This is a genomic window from Epilithonimonas lactis (assembly GCF_900110605.1).
GTDB lineage: Bacteria > Bacteroidota > Bacteroidia > Flavobacteriales > Weeksellaceae > Epilithonimonas > Epilithonimonas lactis.
This window is the reverse complement of sequence record NZ_FOFI01000003.1, coordinates 782,663-804,295: the sequence shown is the minus strand read 5'-3', so window position 1 is coordinate 804,295 and position 21,633 is coordinate 782,663. Positions and strand designations below refer to the sequence as shown.

Annotated in this window: 21 protein-coding genes; 5 read left to right on the top strand and 16 right to left on the bottom strand. The window is 38.8% G+C overall.

What is annotated here, in order from left to right:
• Positions 1 to 228 precede the first annotated feature (228 nt).
• Genes BMW39_RS13295 through BMW39_RS13285 form a run of 3 tightly spaced genes read left to right on the top strand, consistent with a single transcriptional unit; the run spans position 229 to position 3,289 of the window.
• Positions 229 to 780, top strand: coding sequence for a hypothetical protein (locus tag BMW39_RS13295; protein WP_028122560.1), 552 nt, complete (start codon positions 229 to 231; stop codon positions 778 to 780).
• Between the two features lie 2 nt (positions 781 to 782).
• Positions 783 to 2,141: a Dyp-type peroxidase gene (locus BMW39_RS13290; protein ID WP_034972716.1), complete on the top strand. Its 1,359-nt coding sequence runs from the start codon at positions 783 to 785 to the stop codon at positions 2,139 to 2,141.
• Between the two features lie 11 nt (positions 2,142 to 2,152).
• The gene (locus BMW39_RS13285) at positions 2,153 to 3,289 is read left to right on the top strand and encodes a catalase family protein (RefSeq protein WP_034972714.1); all 1,137 of its coding nucleotides are present in this window, start codon (positions 2,153 to 2,155) and stop codon (positions 3,287 to 3,289) included.
• Between the two features lie 225 nt (positions 3,290 to 3,514).
• On the opposite strand, the gene BMW39_RS13280 is transcribed toward BMW39_RS13285, so the two are convergent.
• The 11 genes from BMW39_RS13280 to BMW39_RS13230 all read right to left on the bottom strand — a co-directional run bounded on the left by BMW39_RS13280 (position 3,515) and on the right by BMW39_RS13230 (position 15,700).
• Positions 3,515 to 5,284, bottom strand: a complete 1,770-nt coding sequence (locus tag BMW39_RS13280; protein WP_034972712.1) for an oleate hydratase — start codon at positions 5,282 to 5,284, stop codon at positions 3,515 to 3,517.
• 126 nt (positions 5,285 to 5,410) lie between these two features.
• Positions 5,411 to 6,409, bottom strand: coding sequence for an MlaD family protein (locus tag BMW39_RS13275; RefSeq protein ID WP_034972710.1), 999 nt, complete (start codon positions 6,407 to 6,409; stop codon positions 5,411 to 5,413).
• A 3-nt stretch (positions 6,410 to 6,412) separates the two neighbouring features.
• Positions 6,413 to 7,180 (bottom strand): ABC transporter ATP-binding protein, encoded by a 768-nt coding sequence (locus tag BMW39_RS13270; protein ID WP_034972708.1) that lies wholly within the window; start codon positions 7,178 to 7,180, stop codon positions 6,413 to 6,415.
• A 9-nt stretch (positions 7,181 to 7,189) separates the two neighbouring features.
• Positions 7,190 to 7,951, bottom strand: a complete 762-nt coding sequence (locus BMW39_RS13265) for an MlaE family ABC transporter permease (protein WP_034972706.1) — start codon at positions 7,949 to 7,951, stop codon at positions 7,190 to 7,192.
• 36 nt (positions 7,952 to 7,987) lie between these two features.
• A complete protein-coding gene (locus BMW39_RS13260) occupies positions 7,988 to 8,947 on the bottom strand; it encodes an alpha/beta fold hydrolase (RefSeq protein ID WP_034972705.1) in 960 nt (319 codons plus the stop codon).
• Positions 8,948 to 9,116: 169 nt separating this feature from the next.
• Positions 9,117 to 10,706: an oleate hydratase gene (locus tag BMW39_RS13255; RefSeq protein WP_034972704.1), complete on the bottom strand. Its 1,590-nt coding sequence runs from the start codon at positions 10,704 to 10,706 to the stop codon at positions 9,117 to 9,119.
• Positions 10,707 to 10,805: 99 nt separating this feature from the next.
• The gene (locus tag BMW39_RS13250) at positions 10,806 to 11,681 is read right to left on the bottom strand and encodes a helix-turn-helix domain-containing protein (protein ID WP_034972703.1); all 876 of its coding nucleotides are present in this window, start codon (positions 11,679 to 11,681) and stop codon (positions 10,806 to 10,808) included.
• Between the two features lie 59 nt (positions 11,682 to 11,740).
• Positions 11,741 to 12,901, bottom strand: a complete 1,161-nt coding sequence (locus BMW39_RS13245) for an ABC transporter permease (RefSeq protein WP_034972702.1) — start codon at positions 12,899 to 12,901, stop codon at positions 11,741 to 11,743.
• Between the two features lie 2 nt (positions 12,902 to 12,903).
• Positions 12,904 to 13,860 carry an HlyD family secretion protein gene (locus BMW39_RS13240; RefSeq protein WP_034972700.1) on the bottom strand — a complete coding sequence of 319 codons (957 nt, stop codon included), beginning with the start codon at positions 13,858 to 13,860 and terminating at the stop codon, positions 12,904 to 12,906.
• Positions 13,861 to 13,865: 5 nt separating this feature from the next.
• The gene (locus BMW39_RS13235; protein ID WP_034972699.1) at positions 13,866 to 15,248 is read right to left on the bottom strand and encodes a TolC family protein; all 1,383 of its coding nucleotides are present in this window, start codon (positions 15,246 to 15,248) and stop codon (positions 13,866 to 13,868) included.
• Positions 15,245 to 15,700 (bottom strand): MarR family winged helix-turn-helix transcriptional regulator, encoded by a 456-nt coding sequence (locus BMW39_RS13230; protein ID WP_051879765.1) that lies wholly within the window; start codon positions 15,698 to 15,700, stop codon positions 15,245 to 15,247. Before BMW39_RS13230 ends, BMW39_RS13235 begins: the two co-directional genes overlap by 4 nt.
• An 83-nt stretch (positions 15,701 to 15,783) precedes the next feature.
• Here BMW39_RS13230 and BMW39_RS13225 point away from each other — a divergent pair, with 83 nt between their 5' ends.
• Together BMW39_RS13225 and BMW39_RS13220 are read left to right on the top strand one after the other, a co-directional pair.
• Positions 15,784 to 16,329 (top strand): DUF3570 domain-containing protein, encoded by a 546-nt coding sequence (locus tag BMW39_RS13225; RefSeq protein WP_245750485.1) that lies wholly within the window; start codon positions 15,784 to 15,786, stop codon positions 16,327 to 16,329.
• Positions 16,330 to 16,389: 60 nt separating this feature from the next.
• Positions 16,390 to 17,085 (top strand): VIT1/CCC1 transporter family protein, encoded by a 696-nt coding sequence (locus BMW39_RS13220; protein ID WP_034972698.1) that lies wholly within the window; start codon positions 16,390 to 16,392, stop codon positions 17,083 to 17,085.
• Between the two features lie 65 nt (positions 17,086 to 17,150).
• On the opposite strand, the gene BMW39_RS13215 is transcribed toward BMW39_RS13220, so the two are convergent.
• The 5 genes from BMW39_RS13215 to BMW39_RS13195 form a co-directional block, all read right to left on the bottom strand.
• The gene (locus BMW39_RS13215; RefSeq protein ID WP_034972697.1) at positions 17,151 to 17,636 is read right to left on the bottom strand and encodes a YeeE/YedE family protein; all 486 of its coding nucleotides are present in this window, start codon (positions 17,634 to 17,636) and stop codon (positions 17,151 to 17,153) included.
• A gap of 11 nt (positions 17,637 to 17,647) precedes the next feature.
• Positions 17,648 to 18,211 (bottom strand): YeeE/YedE family protein, encoded by a 564-nt coding sequence (locus BMW39_RS13210; protein WP_034972696.1) that lies wholly within the window; start codon positions 18,209 to 18,211, stop codon positions 17,648 to 17,650.
• Between the two features lie 11 nt (positions 18,212 to 18,222).
• Positions 18,223 to 19,635 carry an MBL fold metallo-hydrolase gene (locus BMW39_RS13205; RefSeq protein WP_034972694.1) on the bottom strand — a complete coding sequence of 471 codons (1,413 nt, stop codon included), beginning with the start codon at positions 19,633 to 19,635 and terminating at the stop codon, positions 18,223 to 18,225.
• 83 nt (positions 19,636 to 19,718) lie between these two features.
• Positions 19,719 to 20,513, bottom strand: a complete 795-nt coding sequence (locus BMW39_RS13200; protein ID WP_034972692.1) for a sulfite exporter TauE/SafE family protein — start codon at positions 20,511 to 20,513, stop codon at positions 19,719 to 19,721.
• Between the two features lie 72 nt (positions 20,514 to 20,585).
• A complete protein-coding gene (locus tag BMW39_RS13195; protein WP_034972690.1) occupies positions 20,586 to 21,215 on the bottom strand; it encodes a Crp/Fnr family transcriptional regulator in 630 nt (209 codons plus the stop codon).
• Positions 21,216 to 21,633: the final 418 nt, after the last annotated feature.

Genomic DNA, 21,633 nt, shown 5'->3' with positions numbered 1-21,633 from the left:
AATAGGTTTTATTCTCTCAAAATTACAACAAGATTAAAGATAAGATATTTCCTTTTATCAATTGAAGCTTTTAAAGCAAATAGGTGGGATTAGGGAGTTTTAGTACATAATATACGAATTTTGGTATATTTTTAAGGCTGCCTGTGGCTTTACATTTGTAGTACACTCTTGAAAATTATTGTTTTTATCTCAAAAAACAATGTGAATAATTAATCAAAAATCTGAATTATGGGTTTCATAGACAAAATCAAATTGACTGCCGAATTGGCAAAGGCGAATTTCAGTGAAGGTATTGATGATGGTTACGACCATTCCACTACATCTGCCGGCAAAAAAGGGTTACGCTCTGGGCGTGTATCTGAGTTAACGGCGATGGCAGACCTTAAACCGGGAGGTGCAGAAAACCTCAGGACCATAATGGAAATTGCAGGCGGAAACCTGAAAGGGGCAACCAAAGTAGGAACACTGCACGACCTGCGTATCGTTTTATTTGATAACGATACCAAGATTCTTTTCTGCACGGCTTATGATGGCGACTGGGATGCTTATATTGATGATTTCGCCACAAAAATTCCGCAGCTGATGGACATCATTTTCGGTAATGTGGAAGGCTGGCCGGGCATAAAAGACCCGAGTGTAAAACAGTTCATTCTAGACCATCAGATTACCGCGACCGGCTGGTATGTTGGTGTTCCGCATCTTACTGTAAATGATGTGAGGAGAAATGATAAAATCATTACCGGACTTAATAGGGCGATTGACGAAGCAAATAAAATCTAAGTATGGCATTGGAATTTTTAAAGCGGATATTCAATCCCAATAAAGTAGAAATTGAGCTGAACGAAATACAGGCCTTAATTCTCAGAAGCCGCCCTATTCCGTATTTCGGAACGGTGGCAATCATTGAAATCAAAGATGCTGTGGCAGCCAGACAAATGCTCCAAAAACTCTTGCCGATTGTGAGTTCTGCGGAAGACTGGCATAAGAATGAAGGGGCATCGGTTACGTTGACGTTCACTTATAAAGGTCTGGAAAAAATCGGCGTGCCTAAAGAGTCGCTTGAGACTTTCCCCGAATCCTTCAAGGAAGGAATGGCAGACCGCTCCCGTTTTCTATATGACATTGGTGTCAATGACCCCAAAAACTGGGAAAGGGTTTTTAAAAGGTCGCATATTCACATCGCTGCGGCGATTATCGCCAACAATGAAGAGGCGTGGAAAAGCAAGCTGGAGGAATTTCGGTCTAAATTGGCTGATAATAGAGGCATAGAAGTAATCTTGAGTCACAATTTCAGCGTATCTGAAGAGGTTAAAAATGTGTTCGGATTCAGAGACGGTATTAGCAACCCGGAAATTGAAGGCAGTGGGATAGAAGTTCCGCCTGGATTTGACCGCCCGCTTAAAGCAGGCGAATTTATACTGGGCTATCCTGGAGAAGCCGGCACCATAAAGCCGTTTCCACAGCCTGAAGTTTTAGGGAAGAACGGTTCTTTTATGGTTTTCAGAAAGTACCAGAGCCAAGTGGCGGAATTTAATCAGTTCGTTAAGGAAAATTCTTCTTCGCCGGAAGAAGGCGAACTTTTGGCCGCTAAAATGGTGGGTCGCTGGCGAAGTGGTGCACCTTTGGTTTTAGCTCCCGAAAAAGACGATGAAAAGCTGGGCGATGATTTGCAGAAGAACAATGACTTTTCTTTCAAAGATGATGAATACGGTAAAAAATGCCCGTTCAGTTCGCATATCCGTAGGATGAACCCGAGAGATTCCAAATCTTTTGTTTTGGAGGATGAACGTTTGCACAGGATTATCAGAAGAAGTGTAACTTTTGGCGATATTGTTCCACCGGATATAACCAAAAATGACGGTAAGGAACGCGGCCAGTACTTTATTGGCATTAGTGCCAATGCAATGGGAACACTGGAATTTCTTCAAAAACAATGGGCGAACGATGGTAATGCCCAAAATCTGGGAACAGAAAAAGACCCTGTAATCGGTGTTCAGGACAAAGACGCATTGTTTTCTGCACCGGCAGACCCTTTCATCAAAAGATACCGTGGTTTGCAGACCTACAACATCGTGAAAGGCGGCGAATATTGTTTTATCCCAAGCATTTCCGCATTAAAATGGATTAGCGAACTCCCCTAAAAAAAAGAATTATGGAAGAATACATCAAATACAGTTACGAGCTGGAAGAAATTCCCGAAAATTTCGACGAATATATTACCACCATTAATAACGACATCCGGGAATACATCAAAAATACGCCGCACCTGAGCAGGGCAACGCAACATACAAGAGATGCGCACGCCAACGGCTACGCAGTGTTGAAAGCAGAGGTAGAAATTTTGGATAATCTGCCCGAAGAACTGGCGCAGGGCATTTACGCCAAGCCCGGAAAGCACCAGGCGGCAGTTCGCCTGTCCAATGGTTCGTCCAGAGTTTTGCCCGATAAACTGAGCGGTAATGCACAGGGATTTGCTTTAAAGATTTTTGAGGTAGAAGGCAAAAAATTATCTTCCGGAGAAGAAGATTCGCCCAATGTGGATTTTAACCTGATTAATAACCCTGTGTTTTTCTGCAACTCGGCAGAACATTATGTTTTCATTTCAAAGCTCTTTTTAAAACTAAATGATTTCTTTGAAAGGGGAGCTTTGGGAAAATTGGAATTTGCCGCACTTTGGGTCACCGAAAATAAAAAAGCATTCCCGAATTTTGAGGCTTTGAAGGAATTGGGCGCTCTTAAAACTTTTGAGAAAATCCCTTCCATCAACAGTTTTCTTTACGAATTTTACAGTATGGGAGCGGTTCGCCACGGCGATTATATTGCCAAAGTAAGGGTAGTCCCAACTGAGCAGACAAAGAACGCCATCACGGAAAAAGATATTGATATAGACAGCGCAGAATGGCCTTACAGGAAAGGAATTATCAAAGAAATAGCCCAAAATGACCTTACGTTTGAGCTGCAAATACAACTTTGCAAAGACCTGAAAGAAATGCCTGTCAACGACCTCACAAAAGAATGGTCGCAGGAATTATCACCATTCCGAACGGTAGCAAAAATCAAAATACCGAAACAAACAGTTCCTGAGGACGGTAATTTCGAAATTATGGAAAATATGTCGTTTACACCGTTCAGAACCATCGAAGAAAATTCACCGATTGGAAATTTACAGCGTTCACGACAGTCAGCGTATGTAACATCTTCAACCTCAAGACACGAGCTGAACCACAAAAAACGTCAAGAACCAAAGAACTTGGAGGAAGCATTCAATCCGGAGTTTTATAAATTGTAAAATATTATAAATAAGAAAATCGAAAATCAAATGCTAATATCCTGGAAATTTATGTGATACTGCTATTTCTAGGAAATTTCCCTTTTATTTTAAAGATGAGAAATGGATTTCAACAGAGGGGAATTAGAAAAGTATATGTAGATTCATTTTCAAAATAAAAAGAGGCTGTTGCTTTGTAACAGCCTCTTTTTATAATTGTATAAATAATTAAATTAAAAAAATCTTTTATAACAACTTGGCTTCTTTTAAAATCTCTTCAACATAAGTACCTTCTATTTTCTTGACACCATATTTTTCAAGGATTGAAATCAACCAAGGAAATTCAATTTCATTTAGGTTTTTATTGTCATTAAGGTGATAGATGGATTTCAGCAGTACCCTGATGTCATATGAAGAAGCAAAAACTTCCGGGACACCTCTGTCTACATCCAAAAGGGTGTAAACTGCCTCCATTGCTGTACGCACGGAATATTCGGTCGTGAATACGGTGTCTTTTCCAGTTTCGGCAAAATTACCGATAAAAGCAAGGTTCACAGAACCCTCCGGAACCACCAATGGGCGGTCTCCCAATGCACGAGGCATAAAGTAAGATGTGATATAAGGCATACGGCAAGGGATGCTGTTGGCAGCTTGTGCAATTTCTGCAATTTCATTTTCAGGAACACCAATATGGTATAAAAATTCTTTGCAAAGCTCTATCCCCGTGGCTTCCGTAATTTTCTTTTGGATATAATTTCCTGGTTTATGAGAATACAACCCATAAACCCAAACAATTACTTCATTTTTTTTCTGAGCCTTGAAGTGGGGCTGTCTGCTGATGGAAAAGCCATACCACCAGTTAGAATCGTTTATTGTGACAGGTCCGCTAGTCACTATAGAACCGCTTCTTGGGTCTTTTTTTGTTATTTTTTCTATATACGGAATCACTTTTTCGTCGAAGAAGGTAATGCTTCCGGAGATTACCCAGTTGGCTTCGGGAATGTTTTTGTAGAACTTTTCGGGTTTTCCAAAGGCATCATCCTGGTCTGCCAGATTCTGCCAAAGTTGCCAACTTCCGCCAATGCCGTCAGCAACAGGAGCAGGGTTATGATTGTCACCGTATGTACTGCTTTCGGTAATGGAGCCGTTGGTAACAAACACCAGGTCGTTTTCGGTCAGGCTGATGCTTTCTGCATTGCCATTCTTAATATATTCGATTTTCTTCGCTACTTTTTTGCCGTTTTCATTTTCTACAAGTATGTTCTGAACCTGGCTATCATACTGGAAGGTAACACCGTGGGACTCAAGATAGCTTACCAACGGACGAATCAGTGATTCATATTGGTTGTATTTCGTGAAGCGTAGTGAGGACATATCTGCTATGCTGCCAACGTGATGGATGAAACGAAGAACATATCGGCGCATTTCCATCGCACTTGCCCAGGGTTCGAATGCGAACATCGTAGCCCAGTAGGTCCAAAAGTTGGATTGGAAAAATTCTTCTGTAAATACCTGGTCTATCTGTACATCCTGTAGTTTTTCTTCAGGAAGAAGAACCAGCGCTATAAGTTCGTGGATGGCTTTCTGGGAAAGTGTAAGCTTGCCATCCGTGGGCAGTCTTTCTCCACGGTTTTCGATAACACGGGCGTGGGAAAAGCTAGGGTCTTCTTTATTGAGCCAATAATATTCGTCCAGTACGGAAACGCCTTCCGTTTCTAATGAGGGTATCGAGCGGAACAAATCCCAGAGGGTTTCGAAATGTGTTTCCATTTCCCGTCCGCCTCGTATGATGTAGCCTTTCTGCTCATTCCAGATACCGTCCATACTGCCACCGGGTAAAGCTAATTCTTCCAGAATACGGATTTTGTTTCCTTCCATTTGCGCATCGCGTATCAAAAAAGCTGCGGCGGCCAATGAAGCTAATCCAGAACCGATAAGTACGGCAGATTTCTGTTCAATATTTGCCGGTTTTTTCGGGCGGGCAAATGCTTCGTAATTCCCATTACTGTAATACATAATTAGATTTTTTTAGTTTATAATATATGATAAAATAACCTTGTTTTTGTTTAATAAAGTTACACATATTGCTTTCACTTTATATATCCCAAAATTCTAATTGTATGTGCTGATATTCCAATAATGTTATCTTTGGAGATTCTGTTTTTCGGTTTCCCTTTTCTTTTTTTCCTGTTTGCGGAAGTAACCTCTGAAGAGAAAATTATGCTTCAGAGCCTCCATATTCTGGTTGAAGCCTTCGGTTCCCTTTTCGATATTGTAAAGGCTGTTATTGATGTTTTTTGTAAGAACGGTATCAGTGATAAGGGCATTTACCGGTCCTTTTCCATTTTCTATATTTTTACTGAATGTCTGCAGGTTTTTACCAACTGTGATAAGTTCATTGCTTACTGTATTAAGATTATTGCTGGCGGCATTGACGTTATTGAAAGTCTGCTTAAGCTGGGACTCAAAATCTTTGTTGGCAAGGAGAAGTCCCGTTGCTCCTTTTCCCTGGCGTGTAGACGTAATGATGGCTTCTGCAGTACTGCTCAGGTTTTCTATATTTTCCGTGCTTTGGCGTATTTTCAGGATGGATAATTTTAAGTTTTCGGCAAATGCCTTGTCATTAATTAATTTTAAAATCTGGCTGCTGTCAATTTTATGCACAGTGTTTTTAAGAGATTTGGATATATCGTGTATATTGTTGTTGCTTGCCGATAGCGTGTTGAGTATTTCATCCACACCTGGTTTGGTATCTGCCGTGAGATATTCTTTTTCCTGCACCGGTCTGCCCGGCTTCCCGTAAGGTAAAATATTGACCACCGCATTGCCGATAATGCCTTCTGTTCCAATCGAGGCTTTGGCACTATTGTCTATATGCTTTGCAATATCTTTGTCTATAAGCATAATGACCTCTATATCATCCCTTTCGGACAATTTTACAGATTTTACAGAACCCGCCTGCATCCCTGAAAATAGCACATTGCTTCCTTCCCTGAGCCCATTAGAGTTTTTGAATTTTGCCCTGAGCTCAAATTTGCTGGTAAAAATACCCGAACCGCTGCCAATGTAAAAGAAAACAGCCATCATAAGTATAAGCCCCGAAATTACAAATAAGCCGAGCTTGATATTATTTTTATTCATATTTTAATCAAAAAATTGTTTAATGTTTTCGTCATCAGAACTTTCAAATTCCTGATAAGTACCTTGTGCATAGCATTTTCCGTCAAGCAGCAAGACTACTCTGTCAGCCGTATTTTTCACACAGTTCATATCGTGTGAGATAATGATTGATGATGTTTTGTATTTTCTATGTATATCCATGATAAGGCTGTCTATTTCTTTTGCCGTTACCGTATCAAGTCCGGTGGTAGGTTCATCATAAAGGATGATTTCCGGCTTGAGGATGACAGTACGTGCCAGAGCTATTCTTTTCAGCATCCCTCCCGACAATTCGGATGGCATAAGGTCTACGGTATGTTTAAGCCCCACACTATCGAGTGCTTCTTCAATCCGTGCGTCAATTTCAACCTGCTTCAGCCGGAACCACCGTCTTCTTAAAGGGAATTCCAGATTTTCGCGGATGGTCATAGAGTCATAGATGGCATTTCCCTGAAAAAGAAAACCTATTTTTGAGCGTGCCTTGTCCAGCTCTTGATTTTCCAGTTGGACAATATCCTGCCCGGAAATCATTATCCTACCGCTATCAGGTGTTAAAAGCCGGACGATACATTTGATAAGCACAGATTTTCCCGTGCCTGATTTTCCGAGAACTACAACATTTTCGTTCTTATCGACCGTTAGGTTAAAACCGTTAAGCACTTTTTTTTCACCAAAGCTTTTATAAATATCTTCAATGACGATGGCCGGTCCATTGTCATTATTGCCGTTTGCTGTTGTTTTTGTTTCCGCCATAATGATGATTTAATTATATCCGAGAATGCCGGTTATCTGTACCGCAATCAGGTCCAAAACGAAGATAAGGATAGAGGAGAGCACGACCGCTGAATTGGCGGCGTTCCCCACGCCCCGTGTTCCTTTTACTGCATTATAGCCTTTATAGGCACCCATAATTCCCACTGCAAAACCGAAAAAAAAGCTTTTGATAAAAGCTGGTATGATGTCACTGAAATCCAAGGAGTCAAAAACCTGTGAATAGAAAAGTGACAGGCTAGTTGTACCGCCAATGTTAACACCTATCCAGGCACCATATAGTGAAATGGCATCCGCCAGGATGATAAGTACGGGAAGCATAAATGTTGTAGCCAGGACACGTGTGGCAACAAGGTATTTAAAAGGATGTGTACCGCTTACTTCCATTGCGTCTATCTGTTCGGTAACCCGCATCGAGCCCAGCTCTGCCCCGATGCTACTGGCAATTTTACCTGCAAAGATGAGAGCGGCGATTACGGGTGCTATTTCACGGATGATGGCAATGCCTACCATTACAGGCAGCTGGGATTCCACACCATAGCGTACGAGGCTTGGCCGCAGCTGCATCGTAAGAACCAAGCCGATGATAAAGCCTGTCATGGCAATAAGCCCCAAAGATTTGTAACCTATGAGATAGCATTGTGCGAGCAGTTCCTTTATTTCATATGGTGGACGGAAACCTAATAGAAAGTAATTTTTGGTAAACTGTGTGATATTGCCTGTTTCCTGTAAAAAACTACGTATTTTAATCATTAACAAATTATTTTTTTAAATTAAAATATTTTTAGTCTACTTTTCCAATTGCTGTATTTTTTTATTGAGCCAATCCCTTATATCTTCATATACATATTCTTTAATATCCTCATTAAGTATTTCGTGTCGCATAGCAGGATAAATTTTTGCTTTAACATCTGTAAAACCATCTTTTTGCATTTGTGTTACCGTTTTTTCGACACCTTTTCCGAAGTCTCCTATGGGATCATCACCTCCGCTTACAAAAAGAAAAGGAAATTCTTTTGGTATTTTTTCTGCCCATTTTCTTTCCGTTGCCTGTTGATTTAGAGAAACTAATGCGCAAAAACCATTATTGGTAAAAGGTACTCCGCATAGGCTGTCCCGGCAAAATGATTCACGGTTGGATTTGCTGAGGCTTAGCCAACTGGTAAGGTCGCCATCTTTCTCGCCTTTAAAATGTTGATTATTAATTATTGAAAAAGTTCGGTTGATGAGTTTGCTCCTGTGTTTTGGTGCAATAATATTGCTGATGGACAGGAAAAATTTAGCCAAACCGATTCCGTTGATTTTTCCTCCCGTTCCCACGATGACCGCGCCTTTAAAATCAGCTTCCTGATTCTGAAGTAAGCATCTTGCAACGAAAGACCCCATAGAATGCCCCAATAAAAAGTGAGAAATGTTAGGGTATTTGTTTTCTAAAAATGCTGCCATCGTTGCTGCATCGTCTATCAGTTGCTGTTCGGGATTTTCTTTTTGAAAATAACCAAGTTCTTCCCGGTTTACCGCCGTTTTTCCGTGTCCGAGATGGTCGTATAATAGAACTGCAAAACCTTTGTTCGCCAGATATTCCGCAAAATTTTTATAACGACCGCTATGCTCCTGCATCCCGTGTAGAATGAGGACAGTAGCTTTCGGAGCTTCATTTATTGGTTCAAATAATTCATAAAAAAGTTGGTGCGTACCTGAGTTGGCAATTTTTTGCCTTTTTATATAGCCTGATGAATGTTTTGCCATAGTCGGTTGATTTTGTACAAAAATAAAAATTCTGCCCTTGATAAAAGCAAGAGCAGAATAAAGTTAGATAAATTGGTTATTATAGACAATCTCTTTTATCGGTTAAAGAGATACGCCTTTAGCAAGAAAGAACTTCGATAAAGTGTAAAGGCAGCTCTTTTTTTTATATTTAATTTCTGTAAGAGGTATGGATGGCTTTTGCCAAAACGTCTGGTTTTTTCCAGTGTTCTGTTACTGGTGTTACTTTTTTATCGAGGCCGAGTAGGGTATATACCGCGATACGTGCTGCACGTACCGAATATTCTTCTGTGAAAACCATATCTTCCGGTATTTCTACAAACTGACTAATCATTGCTAGGTTGGTGCTGCCTTCAGGAACAACTGCAGGGCGGTCTGCTTTAGCGTGCGGCTGAAACAAAGCATCGATATAAGGCATCATACACGGAATAACATTGATAACGCTATCTTTTATTTCCTGTTCGTGTTTTTCAAAATGCAAATGATGAATCAACTCTGTCAAAATTTCTTCGCCCGTGCAATCAATCATCGGCTTTTTCACATAATCTCCCACTGCATCTGGATATAATCCGTAGCCCCAAAGGATGGTAGTATCATCGCCTTGCGCTTTGAAATGCGGTTGTGCGGCCACCACAATTGACATTCGCCACGATGAATCTTTAAACGTCATCAAAGCTCCGCTGCCCGGTTTGTTTCCAGTGTATTCTTCAATAAGTTTCAGAAATTTATTTCCTTTGAATGTTGGCGTAAATGAATACCATTTTGTTTCGTCCGGTTTGGTAAAGAACGGGTCTGGGTTACCCAACGTGCCGGGTTTCTTGTTGGCAATTTTACGCCATAATGCAAAACTTGGCGGATTTGACGGCAAATATTTTGCAGGCGTGTAATAATCGCCGTTATTAGAATTGTCTGTAATACATCCGTTGGTAAAGAATACCAAATCGCCTTCATTTACGGTTATTTTCTCTGTGTTTCCTTCTGCATTGATGCATTCTATTTCCGTCACGGTAATGCCATCATCATCGGCAAAATCCAAATCGGTAACGGTTTTTCTTAATGAAAAGTCCACTTTATGCTGTTCCAAAAATGCCTTCAACGGTAAGATAACGGATTCATATTGGTTGTATGGTGTTCTGGTAACCCCCTCGAGTGTTTCGATTCTTGAAAATTCCAACAGCATACGTTTCATATAGCGTTGAAATTCAAAAATACTGCTCCATTCCTGCCAGGCAAAAGTGGTTTGCCACATATACCAGAAGTTGGTCGTAAAAAAATGATCGTCAAACCAATCACGAATAGTAATGTTGTCTAAATCATTTTCATCGGCAAAAAACAATTTCAAAAATTTCATCCGGTCCTGAGTGTTGAAACCCATATCCGTTACGGGTAAAATGTTTCCGTTCTTGTCAATCAACCGCGCCTTTGCATTGGTAGGATTCGCGTGGTCAAATGCCAGAATTTCGTCTTTTACGGAAATGTTCGGGACATCCAGAGAAGGGATACGGGATGTTAATTCCCAAAAGTTTTCATAGGTTTCTTCGTTGAGCATACGCCCGCCACGACAGATGAACCCTTTTTCTTTAGATCCCGCACCATCGTTGCTACCGCCCAAAATCGGCAGGGTTTCAATGATGTGAATGTTTTCGCCTTTAAAGTCACCGTCTTCTAACAGATATACGGCACCGGCAAGACTTGCCAATCCGCCTCCGATGAAATATGCATGTTTGTTCGAATTGCTCATATGATATTTTTTTTAGGTTATTTTTATATAATAAAGGTATTGATATACATTAATTCCTTGGTATCCCTAAATTCGAAAATCATATACGGAATTTCTTTTTTAAAAATGCTGTTGTCTTCGATACCTTTGGGGCGATATTGACGCATGCTTTTTAAAGAAACGGCCGAATGCAGAGGTAGAATTAAAGCCCGTTTCAAATGCAATCTGAGAAATATTTTTTTCTGGATAGCCGAGCAGAACGCATACTTCTTTTAATAAGGCCTCGTCAATAATCTGATGTGGCGTTTTGCCGGTCGCTTTTTTTACAATCAGAATAAGATATTTGTTGGTAATGAATAGCTTGTCCGCATAGTATTGTACGTCCTTATGCTGCAAAATATTTTCTTTCACCAATTCATTGAATTTAAAAAAAATATGATTGTTATCCTGTGGAGTGGGATATGCGTTGTCTTTTCTGCCTTCATCAGTTAGGACGGCAACTTCCAATAAAATATTAATAATAATAGTACGAACAATATCTTCTGTAAAACGACCATTTCTCGTGGTCTGCTGTTGAAGATAATCCAATAAATTGATTAAGTGCGTACTACTTGATTCGTTGGAAATTACTACGTTAAAGCTATTTTTATTGAATAGAGACAGATTCTCGATAAAAAATGGATTAGAAATGTTCTTGAGCAGGAAATTCTTTTCAAAGAAAAGAACTTTCAGACGGAAATCTTTGCTGTTATTTACAAATTTTATAATTGTTGATGGAGCAGATATCAGGAATCCGTTTTGGGATATCTTGTAATGCTGATTATCAATTTCTAAATCTATACTACCAGAAACACAGATGCAGAATGCATAAAAATCCATTCGGAAGAGTCTTTTTGGGAATTCAAAAATGAGTTTTCCTGACGATATAAAGTAAGGTTTCTCACAATGTACGTGATAAAAAGATAATATTTCTTTAATACTTTCGTAAGCTTTCATAGCTTCTTATTTAGTGGATTTATGCAGGAAGATATATTTTTCGCCTTATATTTATCTCGCTACAGCTCCTCTCTTTTAATCTTTCGGACTTTGTAAAATAAAACACTATAACTGGCAATGGCGCTTACTGTTCCTATGATTATCATTTTTATAACATAAGGATAGGTGAGGTCTACAGCGCCTTTTTCTATGATAAGTATTCTAAAGGCAGGCAGGAAATGCGTAAGCGGGATGATATTTGCAATATACTGAACCCAAACTGGCATTTGGCTGAGCGGCCAGGTAAATCCTGACAGGATAAAGCTGGGTGTGGCAATAACCATAAGGATTTCCGTAGCTTTCAGCTGGTTCGGAACAAGGATGCTCACCAAAATTCCTATAAAGCAGACCGAGATTACAAAAACACCCGCTATTAGGGTAAGCGGAAAAATGTTTTCATAAAAAGGAATTCTGAACCACTTCGTAAAACCCCAGTACATCAGCCATATCCCGAAGCTCATTATGAGATAAGGCACGATTTTAACCAGCATCAGCATAAATGCAGAACGGCTTTTATGTACCAGATATTTGAAAGTGCCGTTTTCAAACTCGGAAGCAAAAGAAAGAGCCAGTCCCAATAGTAATACCTGCTGAAGCACAGTAGCCAAAACACCAGGCCACAAAAAATACATATAGTTGGTGCTTCTGTTGTTCTTTTTTATAAATGTGGTTTTAAATGGCTCATACTGACTCATCAGCAAATTTTCCGGAACTCCTTGTTTACGTAAGGTTTCGACCTGTGTTCCTGCTTTGAGGGTTCCTAAGACCAGCTGAAGGGCTGATGAAGAATAATTTGCGGTCAATACATTTGCTGTATTGACTATGGTAGTGACTTCAGGATATCGTTTTGTAAGCACATCTTTCTCAAAATCTTTTGGAATAATAACGACGCAGGTTGCATCTTTCTCAATCATCAAACGATTGAGGTTTGTCTCATCAAACTGCAGCCTTGCAACAGACAAAACTTCGTTGTCATTCATCATTTCGATTGCTTTCCGGCTGAGTGCGCTTTGGTCATAATCTACCACTATGATTGGTAAATCTGTCACTTTCCCTTTGCTGTACACATATCCCAACAAAACACCGTACATCAAAGGAGCCCCAATAAACAAAATTCGGAGAACCTTGTTGCTCCAGAACAAACCGAACTCCCGTTTGATCAGATTGAGAAATGTTTTCATTATTAAGGTTTTAGCGTTACTGTTGTTTTGCTTAGGATATCGTTTGCTTGTTGGATGTTAATAGGGTCTATTAATATTTCATACAAAGCGTCCTGCACTTCATAATCAGGATATGCTGTAGCAATATTAGCATAGGCACCTATTTGTTTTATATTTCTGATTTTCCCTTTGATATCCCGATTTTTGTAAGGTATATGCACATTGATTTCTTTTCCTTCTGCATAATTTGCCAATTGACTTTCAGGAATAGTAAAACGGAAATATATGGAATTATTAAGAGAACCTTTGAAAAGCGTATATCCTGGTAGTGCCAGTTCCCCCAGCTTCAATGTGATCGATTCTATTTTCATATCCTGTGGTGCAATGATATACCTTTCTTTCTCGGCAACCTGTACTTCTTCCAAAGCTCCCTGTGCACGGTCTTTTTGTCCCAACGCCATTGTTTGCTGTTCTATGCGGACCCCGTTTTTAACATCGGCAATTTCTGCATCTACGGCTATCATTTGTGATTTGGCTCCCTGATACTTTGCGAATACTTCATCATATTGCTGTTGCGGAACCAATGAATCCTTTACCATGGCATTCATTCTTGCCAGGGATTTTTTTGCAAACTCATATTGCTCTACCAAAGCCGATTTTTTGGCATAGAGCTGTGCCAACTGATTGGCAGTAGCACCGTGTACACTCATATCGTACTGTGCCTGAGCAGATTTTACGGCACCCTGTGCCTGTGATTTTTTTGCGTCTACTTCCGGGATTTCCAATATCGCCAATGTATCTCCCTTTTTTACAAGAGCTCCCTCGCTGATCAGAATTTTATCTATCCTGCCTGCTATTTTGCCTACTACTGCAATCTCTTCCCGCTCGGTTTTTCCCTGGATGGTTTGTGATACTTTCGGTTTATTCTCACAAGAAGCTAAAATGCCTGCAATGCTGAGTATGTAAATAATTTTTTTCATTTTGCTTAGTTTTGGATTTTAATAAAGTTTGATAATTTTCCCGATGCACGGTAAACTTCAATAGCAGCATTCCGCTGTTCAATCACGGTTTCTACTTTGTTTAAGGATTCTTTGTATATATCATTTTCCGCTCCAAGGCGTTCAGTGACGTTAATAAGCCCTAATCTGTATTGCTTTGATGCTATTTCATTATTATTTTGTGCTATTTTTTCCCTTTGGATCGCAATATCTACCTTATGTAACGTGGTATTGTATTCTACCTTGTTTTTTTCCAATTCAAGATCTACTTTTTCTTTGGTGTCAGCCAGTTTATTTTCAACCTGGGCGAGTCCTATTTTGGCTTCGTCTATTTTATGTTTACGTTCAAATCCGCTGAAGAGTTCCCATTTCACAGCCACGCCCAACATCCAGTTAGGATGTAGTGTCAATTCATTTAGTTTCAAATTGGCGGTCGTATTTAATTGTTCAATCGGCACTTTTGTATTGGCATTATATAATGATGCATAGCTATATCCCGCAAAAGCCCCAACTGTGGGAAGAAGGCTTCCTTTTTCTTTTTTAAGGGCATATTCGGAAGCTTTTTTGAAAGATTCCAGTGCTTTTATCTCATTTCGTTCTGCTGTGCTCAGGCTGTCCAAAATAATGATGGGTTCCAACTGATGATTAGTTTTAAGAATTTCTTCTTCAGAAAGATTGGTGGACTGTTTTATCTTGAGTATCAAAAGTTTTCTTTTATTTTGAACATCTGCACGTTTGGAAGCCAATTCCAGAGTGGAGAGTTTGATTTTATCTCGGTCATAAGGAATTGCTAACCCTTCGGATATTGCCTTTTCTACTCTTTCTTTTTCCTTATTCAATCTCTTTTCGCTGTTATCGATGAGTGTTTCGGCGGTTTCAAGAAGTTTGAGACGGTCAAAGCTCCCTATGATATCTTTTATGACCTCATCTTTCTGATTTTCCATCATAAAAGCTGTGCCTGTATTTTTTTCTTTGAGAGCCTTGGCTCCATTTAGGATTTGTCCGCCACTGAACAGTACAGCTTTTGCGGTAAGACCTCCATAAAGGATATTCGCATTTGTGCTGAAATCGGAAGATCCCGCAAAAACCGGATATCCTGTGACGGGTAAGTTCAAGGTAGCTAAATCCAATTTTGCATCGCTGCTGATGTAGGAATACAACCCTGCAGCCTCGATCTTCGGTATGTATTTGGCCAATACACTTTTACGCTCCAATTCTAATTTTTGTAATTCAAGATCTTGATTCCTTATTTCAGTGTTTTTTTGCAATGCCTTTCCGATAGCGTAATCCAAATCCTTACTTATAAGAATCTGTGCTTTTGTGATAGTGCCGAATAGGATCAAAGTAATGGCTAACGTTATTTTTTTCATACCATTTCGTTTTGAATATTTTTTTGAATATGCTGAAAGAAGTTTTTTATCTCCATGATTTGATTTTCTGAAAGTCCTTTGGTTGCCCTTTCGGTTACATTGTTAACAATATACATTACTTTTTCCTCTATCTCCTTTCCTTTATTTGTTAAATATATCAGGTTTTGCCTTCTGTCGGTAAGGTGGGGCCTTCTTTCTACGTAGCCTTCTTTTTCCAATTGGTCGATAAGTCTGGTTATACTGGGCTTATCCCTGTGGGTAAAATCTGCTATTGCCTGTTGTGAACATCCATCTTCTTTCCATAGCGGTACCAGCACCGACCATTGTTCCCGGGTCAGGTCAATATTATTCAATTTGAATTGCTGACCCAAAAAACGATTAAACAGCATAGGTACATTGCCAGTAAGCAGATTGTATCGATCTTGTTCAGTTAATATTTTTTCAGCTTTCATATAAAAATTATTTATTGAACAAAGTTAATTAAACAATAGTTGTTGTTGCAACTAATTTATATTAAATTTTTTTAAATCTTAATATGATGAATTTCCAGATGGAATTTCTTACCGATGCCGTTCAACAGACGGGTTATTTAAGTTTGCCATTTCACAGGGTTTATTTTAATGATAATTCGGTTCATCAGGAAACGTTGCCGGATAAGAGGTTTAAACTTCCGGTTGGTGTGAGAGCGAATTATTTTCTTGGAGATAAAGTGATTCTGAGAGCGTACTACAGATATTACACCGACGATTGGGGTTTGAAATCGAACACTGTAAGTCTGGAAACACCTGTTAAAATCTCACCTTTTGTTTCTGTTACGCCTTTTTACAGGTATTATTCGCAAACTGCAGCGAAATATTTTTCACCTTACCAACAACATACGGCTTTCGACGATTATTACACGAGCAATTATGATTTGTCTAAATTCAACAGTAATTTTTACGGTGCAGGAATTAGATTTAATCCTAAAAATGGTCTGTTTGGAGTACAAAGGTTGAATATGTTGGAAATCAGGTATGGCCATTACACGAAATCTGTCGGGATGACTTCTGATATTATTTCGTTAAATTTAAGATTCAAATAGAATTGTAATACTTGACTTGTTGAATGATATTTGACAAGTAATTTTTTAAACGAGTAAAGTATGCATCATCAAGTAGAAAAACATTACGTCAATAGAGTAGGATGGCTTCGTGCAGCGGTTTTGGGTGCGAATGATGGCTTGTTATCAACGACGAGTATCGTGATTGGAGTTGCGGCTGCTTCTCCGGATAGAAATACGATAATTCTTGCCGCATTAGCCGGAATGATTGCTGGAGCAATGTCGATGGCTGCAGGTGAATATGTTTCTGTAAGTTCGCAGGAAGATACCGAAAAGGCGGATTTATTGAGAGAAAAAAGTGAGCTTAAAGAAATGCCGGAAGTAGAGCTGAAAGAATTGGCTAAAATCTATGAAAAGCGCGGTGTAAGTAAGGAAACTGCTCTACAAGTGGCGACAGAACTTACTAATCACGATGCTTTGGCAGCTCACGCTCATGATGAATTAGGAATTAACGAAATCACACAGGCAAAACCTTTGCAGGCGGCCATGGCTTCGTTTGCTTCTTTTGGTTTGGGAGCGTTGCTTCCATTTGCGGTTTCACTTTTGGCACCTATCAAACAAATGGTCTATTTCCAATACGGATTTTCCATTATGTTTTTGATGATTTTGGGAGCGATTTCTGCGAGAACAGGCGGTTCCAAGATGGGAATTGCCATTTTGAGAATTTGCTTTTGGGGAACTGTCGCAATGGGCGTTACGGCTTTGATTGGACATCTTTTCGGAGTTTCTGTGGCGTAAGTAATATTATTAAATAAAAAATAAAGACTGTAGTTTTGGATTACAGTCTTTATCTATTTAAGATTTTAATGAGGTAATTTTTCTCTGAAATAACCATACACCCAAGTTCCCAAAATGGCACTTGCCAAAGTTACGATAACTGCTAATGCTCCGGTTCCGATTTGTGCAAAAAGAGGTCCAGGACAAGCTCCTGTAATTGCCCAGCCAAAACCGAAAATCAATCCGCCATAGATTTGCCCTTTGTTAAATTTTTTTGGCGCAATTTTGATGGGTTCGCCATGAATGGTTTTAATGTTGAACTTTTTGATGAGCCAAACGGAAATCATTCCTGTGAGAATTGCAGTTCCAATCACGCCATACATATGAAAAGACTGCAAACGGAACATCTCCTGAATTCTGAACCAACTTATAACTTCCGCTTTTACAAATACAATCCCGAAAATAATTCCGACGATGAGGTATTTGAGATTTTGGTACCAGTTGTGTTTCAGTTCACTTTCGTTAACGCAAATGGTGTCCTGATGACGTATATCTTCTGTTTCTTTTATCATTTTTAAAATTATTAAAGTGAAAGAATAATCGGCAGAATGACATTTGCCATTAAAAAACCTCCTGCCATAAAGCAGATTGCTGCAATAAGCGACGGTAATTGTAAATTGGATAATCCCATAATAGCGTGACCGCTGGTGCAACCTCCTGCATATCGGGTTCCGAAACCTACGAGAAAACCTCCGACTACCATTGTAATGAAACCTCTCAAAGTTAACAGACTTGCAAAATTCATCAGCTGAGCGGGAACGAGATTGCTGAAATCCGTAATTCCGTAAGTCGCTAATTCTGCTTTCAGTTTAGGATTTACCGAAATTTCTGCGTTGTTGATGAGATAATGAGAAGCGATTATTCCACCCAGAAAAATTCCGAAAACGAAAAACAGATTCCATAATTCTTTCTTCCAGTCATATTTAAAAAAACTGATATTCGCAGGAATACAAGCCGCACAAATATGTCTCAAAGAAGAGCTTATTCCGAAAGATTTATTCCCTAAAATCAGCAAAACAGGAACTGTAAGGCCGATGAGAGGTCCTGCAACATACCACGGCCAAGGTTCTTTTATTAATTCTAACATTAATTTTATTTTTATTTTAAAACTTTACTCTGACAAACAAAATCGCTTTTCGGAACTGCCGTTTTTGCAATTTCGCCAAAACCACCTGCAATTTCGCTAAAATTCCTGTATCCTCTTGCCTGCAAAATACTCGCAGCCATCATACTTCTGTATCCTCCTGCACAATGTAAGTAGAAATGTTCTTTAGAATCTAATGTGTTAATCCATTGATTGATATAAGCTAAAGGCTTGTTGAAAGCTTCATCCATATGTTCTGCACTGTATTCGGATTCATTTCTCACATCGATAATTTTTACCTCTTTTCCCGAGATTTCTTTCTCAAATTCCTTAGCAGAAATTCTATTCACAGTATCGATTTCTTTACCGCTGTTTTTCCACGCATCGAAACCGCCTTTTAAAAAACCAATCACATTATCAAAACCTACACGACTCAATCTTGTAACTGCTTCTTGCTCCTGATTTTCGTCTGTAATCAATAAAATCGGTTGTTGTACATCTACAATAAGAGCTCCAACCCAAGGTGCAAAATCTCCGTCTAAACCAATATTTACAGATTGCGGAATGAGGCCTTTAGCAAAATCATTATTGTTCCGTACATCTAACAATAAAGCTGCGGTGTGTTCCGCGGTTTCTTCGAATTCGTCAGGAAACAATGCGTGAAGTCCTTTAGATAAAACTTCATCAAAACTTTCGTAGCCTTTTTTATTCATCGCAACATTCACCCCAAAATAAGCAGGTGGCGGCAGAAGCCCATCTGTAACTGCTTTTATGAAGCTTTTCTTATCTTTTTGGTTAAGCGCATAGTTTGTTTTCTTCTGATTTCCTAAGCTGTCAAGCGTTTCTTTCTGCATATTTTTTCCGCAGGCAGAACCTGCTCCGTGCGCTGGATATACAATAATATCATCTTCTAATGGCAATATTTTTTCGTATAAACTGTCGTAAAGCAAACCTGCTAATTCTTCCTGCGTAAGATTCGCCGCTTTTTGAGCCAAATCCGGACGACCGACGTCACCCAAAAACAAAGTGTCTCCACTGAATAGTGCTGTTTCTTTTCCTTTTTCATCCATTAATAAAAAAGACGAACTTTCCATCGTATGACCTGGCGTGTGAAGCACTTTTATTTTGATATTTCCCAATTCAAAAACCTGATTGTCTTCTGCAATAATAGTTTCAAACTCTGGTTTTGCGGTTGGTCCGTAGATGATTGGTGCCTTTGTTTTTTTACTTAAATCGACATGACCGCTCACAAAATCTGCATGGAAGTGGGTTTCAAAAATATACTTTAAAACAACGCCGTCTTTTTGCAATCTTTCGATGTAAGGCTGGGTTTCTCTTAACGGGTCAATAATCGCTGCTTCTCCGTTTGAAACAATATAGTAAGCTCCCTGGGCAAGACATCCGGTATAAATTTGTTCTATATTCATTATTCTATTTTTTTAAATTTTTTATTGATACAAAGTTCTCGGTTTAGAAATTTCTGTACCGCTACTTTTGTTACATAAGTATTTTAGATGAATAATTCTTTCACAATAATGTAAATGCCCATTATCAAAATAAACCATCCAAAAGCGGGTTTCAGTTTTTCTCCGTCAATCTTTTTCGAAAGTTGAGCACCAATAATTATCCCGATAATGGCGATGGAAGAAATAGTAGCCAGAAGTTTCCAGTCGATTTCGATATTTTTTATAGATAAGAAAAAACCGATAAGAGAATTGAGAGAAATAATCACCAGAGAAGTTCCAATGGCTACTTTCATTGGTGTCTTCAGCAAATTAACGAGTGCGGGAATAATCATAAATCCACCACCTGCGCCGACAAGTCCGGTAAGAATTCCCACTACAAAGCCTTCACCTGCGGCCAAAATTGTTTTGTTTTTATCAATTTCTACAGCCTGTAATTCTAATTTTGGACTTTTTTTAATCATTTTATACGATGCTAAAATCATTAAACCAGCAAAAATGAGAAGCAGAAAAATATTCTTGGTCACCACAAAATTGCTGATGCTGAAAACTTCATCAGGAATAAGTGGAACAAGATAATTTCGGGTTAGAAAAATTGAAATAATAGAAGGGATTCCAAAAATGAAAGCTCTTTTCAGATTGACCAGACCTTTTTTAAAGTAAGCAAAAGAACCTACAATACTGCTGATTCCGACGATGAAAAGTGAATATTCAGTTGCTAAAAATGCATCCAATCCAAAAAGATAGACTAAGACCGGAACGGTAAGAATACTTCCTCCACCGCCAATTAATCCTAAAGAAATCCCAATTAAAACTGAAGCGATATAGCCAAAAATTTCCATTTGCTTTTATTTATGATGCAAAATTGAAAATCTTGTAGAACACGTACCGCTACTTTTGTTACATAAGAATAATTAATTTTCTGAAAGTGTGATTTTGTTACGTCCAAGTTTTAATTTTCCTGAATCTTCGAGTTGTTTCAAGAGTCTGGAAACCACCACTCTTGCCGTTCCCAATTCGTTGGCAAGCTGCTCGTGGGTTATAATAATAGTTTTTGAACTAAGGTTTGACGATTTTTTATACAATAAATTAAGAAGTCTTTCATCTACTTTTTTAAAGGCTATGGCGTTGATAATATCAAGCAATTCTTCAAAGCGTTTGTGATACAGTCTGAAAATATAGTCGAGCCATTCGGGATATTCTTTAATAAAAAGCGAAACTTTATCCACCGGTAAAAACAGAATTTCGGCATCTTCTTCCACTTCGGCTTTTACGATGCTTTTTTCTTTATGCATACCGCCAAGAAAAGACATAATACAGCTTTCTCCGGCTTTGATGTAGTACAGCAAAATCTCCCGACCATCTTCCTCGGTACGCATTACTTTTATCATTCCCTTCATCACAATAGGAATAGAGCGGATAGAAGCGTTTTCATCGAGAATGATGTCGCCTTCGCGGTAGGCCTTTGTAATACCGTTTTGGTAGAGTTTATCCAGCAAATCTTTTGAATTAGGAAATTCTTTTAATAAAACGGGGTTGTTCATTTTTTTCAATTAGGAAATAAAATTATGTAAATTTCTATTAACACAAACAAGAAATAGCGCCAACTGTCTTCCGCAGGCGCCATTTGGCTGTTGGTGAGCTCCAAAGGAATTTATTCAAATCATTTATTGACAGATATAGATAACATTTTGAGGATATTATATGATGTTTAAATTATAATTCAACGTGAATAATTAAAACAAAATCTCCGTTTTTTGTGATGATCTGGTGAAATTCTATTGATATTGAATTGATACAATAAAGTATATCGTCGCTTAAAATCATATCAGAAAGCTTTAGCGTTAGAACCAAATTCAGAAGCTGCAAAAACAATGATTCAGAAATTAGAAACCATTAAATAAAAAAATGGTTAGTAGTTTAGTTTCCGTTGCGTGCTACGAATGCAACGGATTTAACTGG

Excerpts from the sequence above, each read along its gene's own strand:
- BMW39_RS13275 (WP_034972710.1), bottom strand. The coding sequence starts at position 6,409 with ATGAATAAAAATAATATCAAGCTCGGCTTATTTGTAATTTCGGGGCTT.
- BMW39_RS13260 (WP_034972705.1), bottom strand. The coding sequence starts at position 8,947 with ATGGCAAAACATTCATCAGGCTATATAAAAAGGCAAAAAATTGCCAAC.
- BMW39_RS13210 (WP_034972696.1), bottom strand. The coding sequence starts at position 18,211 with ATGTTAGAATTAATAAAAGAACCTTGGCCGTGGTATGTTGCAGGACCT.
- BMW39_RS13245 (WP_034972702.1), bottom strand. The coding sequence starts at position 12,901 with ATGAAAACATTTCTCAATCTGATCAAACGGGAGTTCGGTTTGTTCTGG.
- BMW39_RS13215 (WP_034972697.1), bottom strand. The coding sequence starts at position 17,636 with ATGATAAAAGAAACAGAAGATATACGTCATCAGGACACCATTTGCGTT.
- BMW39_RS13195 (WP_034972690.1), bottom strand. The coding sequence starts at position 21,215 with ATGAACAACCCCGTTTTATTAAAAGAATTTCCTAATTCAAAAGATTTG.
- BMW39_RS13270 (WP_034972708.1), bottom strand. The coding sequence starts at position 7,180 with ATGGCGGAAACAAAAACAACAGCAAACGGCAATAATGACAATGGACCG.
- BMW39_RS13250 (WP_034972703.1), bottom strand. The coding sequence starts at position 11,681 with ATGAAAGCTTACGAAAGTATTAAAGAAATATTATCTTTTTATCACGTA.
- BMW39_RS13205 (WP_034972694.1), bottom strand. The coding sequence starts at position 19,635 with ATGAATATAGAACAAATTTATACCGGATGTCTTGCCCAGGGAGCTTAC.
- BMW39_RS13200 (WP_034972692.1), bottom strand. The coding sequence starts at position 20,513 with ATGGAAATTTTTGGCTATATCGCTTCAGTTTTAATTGGGATTTCTTTA.
- BMW39_RS13285 (WP_034972714.1), top strand. The coding sequence starts at position 2,153 with ATGGAAGAATACATCAAATACAGTTACGAGCTGGAAGAAATTCCCGAA.
- BMW39_RS13280 (WP_034972712.1), bottom strand. The coding sequence starts at position 5,284 with ATGTATTACAGTAATGGGAATTACGAAGCATTTGCCCGCCCGAAAAAA.
- BMW39_RS13240 (WP_034972700.1), bottom strand. The coding sequence starts at position 13,860 with ATGAAAAAAATTATTTACATACTCAGCATTGCAGGCATTTTAGCTTCT.
- BMW39_RS13230 (WP_051879765.1), bottom strand. The coding sequence starts at position 15,700 with ATGAAAGCTGAAAAAATATTAACTGAACAAGATCGATACAATCTGCTT.
- BMW39_RS13235 (WP_034972699.1), bottom strand. The coding sequence starts at position 15,248 with ATGAAAAAAATAACGTTAGCCATTACTTTGATCCTATTCGGCACTATC.
- BMW39_RS13220 (WP_034972698.1), top strand. The coding sequence starts at position 16,390 with ATGCATCATCAAGTAGAAAAACATTACGTCAATAGAGTAGGATGGCTT.
- BMW39_RS13265 (WP_034972706.1), bottom strand. The coding sequence starts at position 7,951 with ATGATTAAAATACGTAGTTTTTTACAGGAAACAGGCAATATCACACAG.
- BMW39_RS13255 (WP_034972704.1), bottom strand. The coding sequence starts at position 10,706 with ATGAGCAATTCGAACAAACATGCATATTTCATCGGAGGCGGATTGGCA.
- BMW39_RS13290 (WP_034972716.1), top strand. The coding sequence starts at position 783 with ATGGCATTGGAATTTTTAAAGCGGATATTCAATCCCAATAAAGTAGAA.
- BMW39_RS13225 (WP_245750485.1), top strand. The coding sequence starts at position 15,784 with ATGATGAATTTCCAGATGGAATTTCTTACCGATGCCGTTCAACAGACG.
- BMW39_RS13295 (WP_028122560.1), top strand. The coding sequence starts at position 229 with ATGGGTTTCATAGACAAAATCAAATTGACTGCCGAATTGGCAAAGGCG.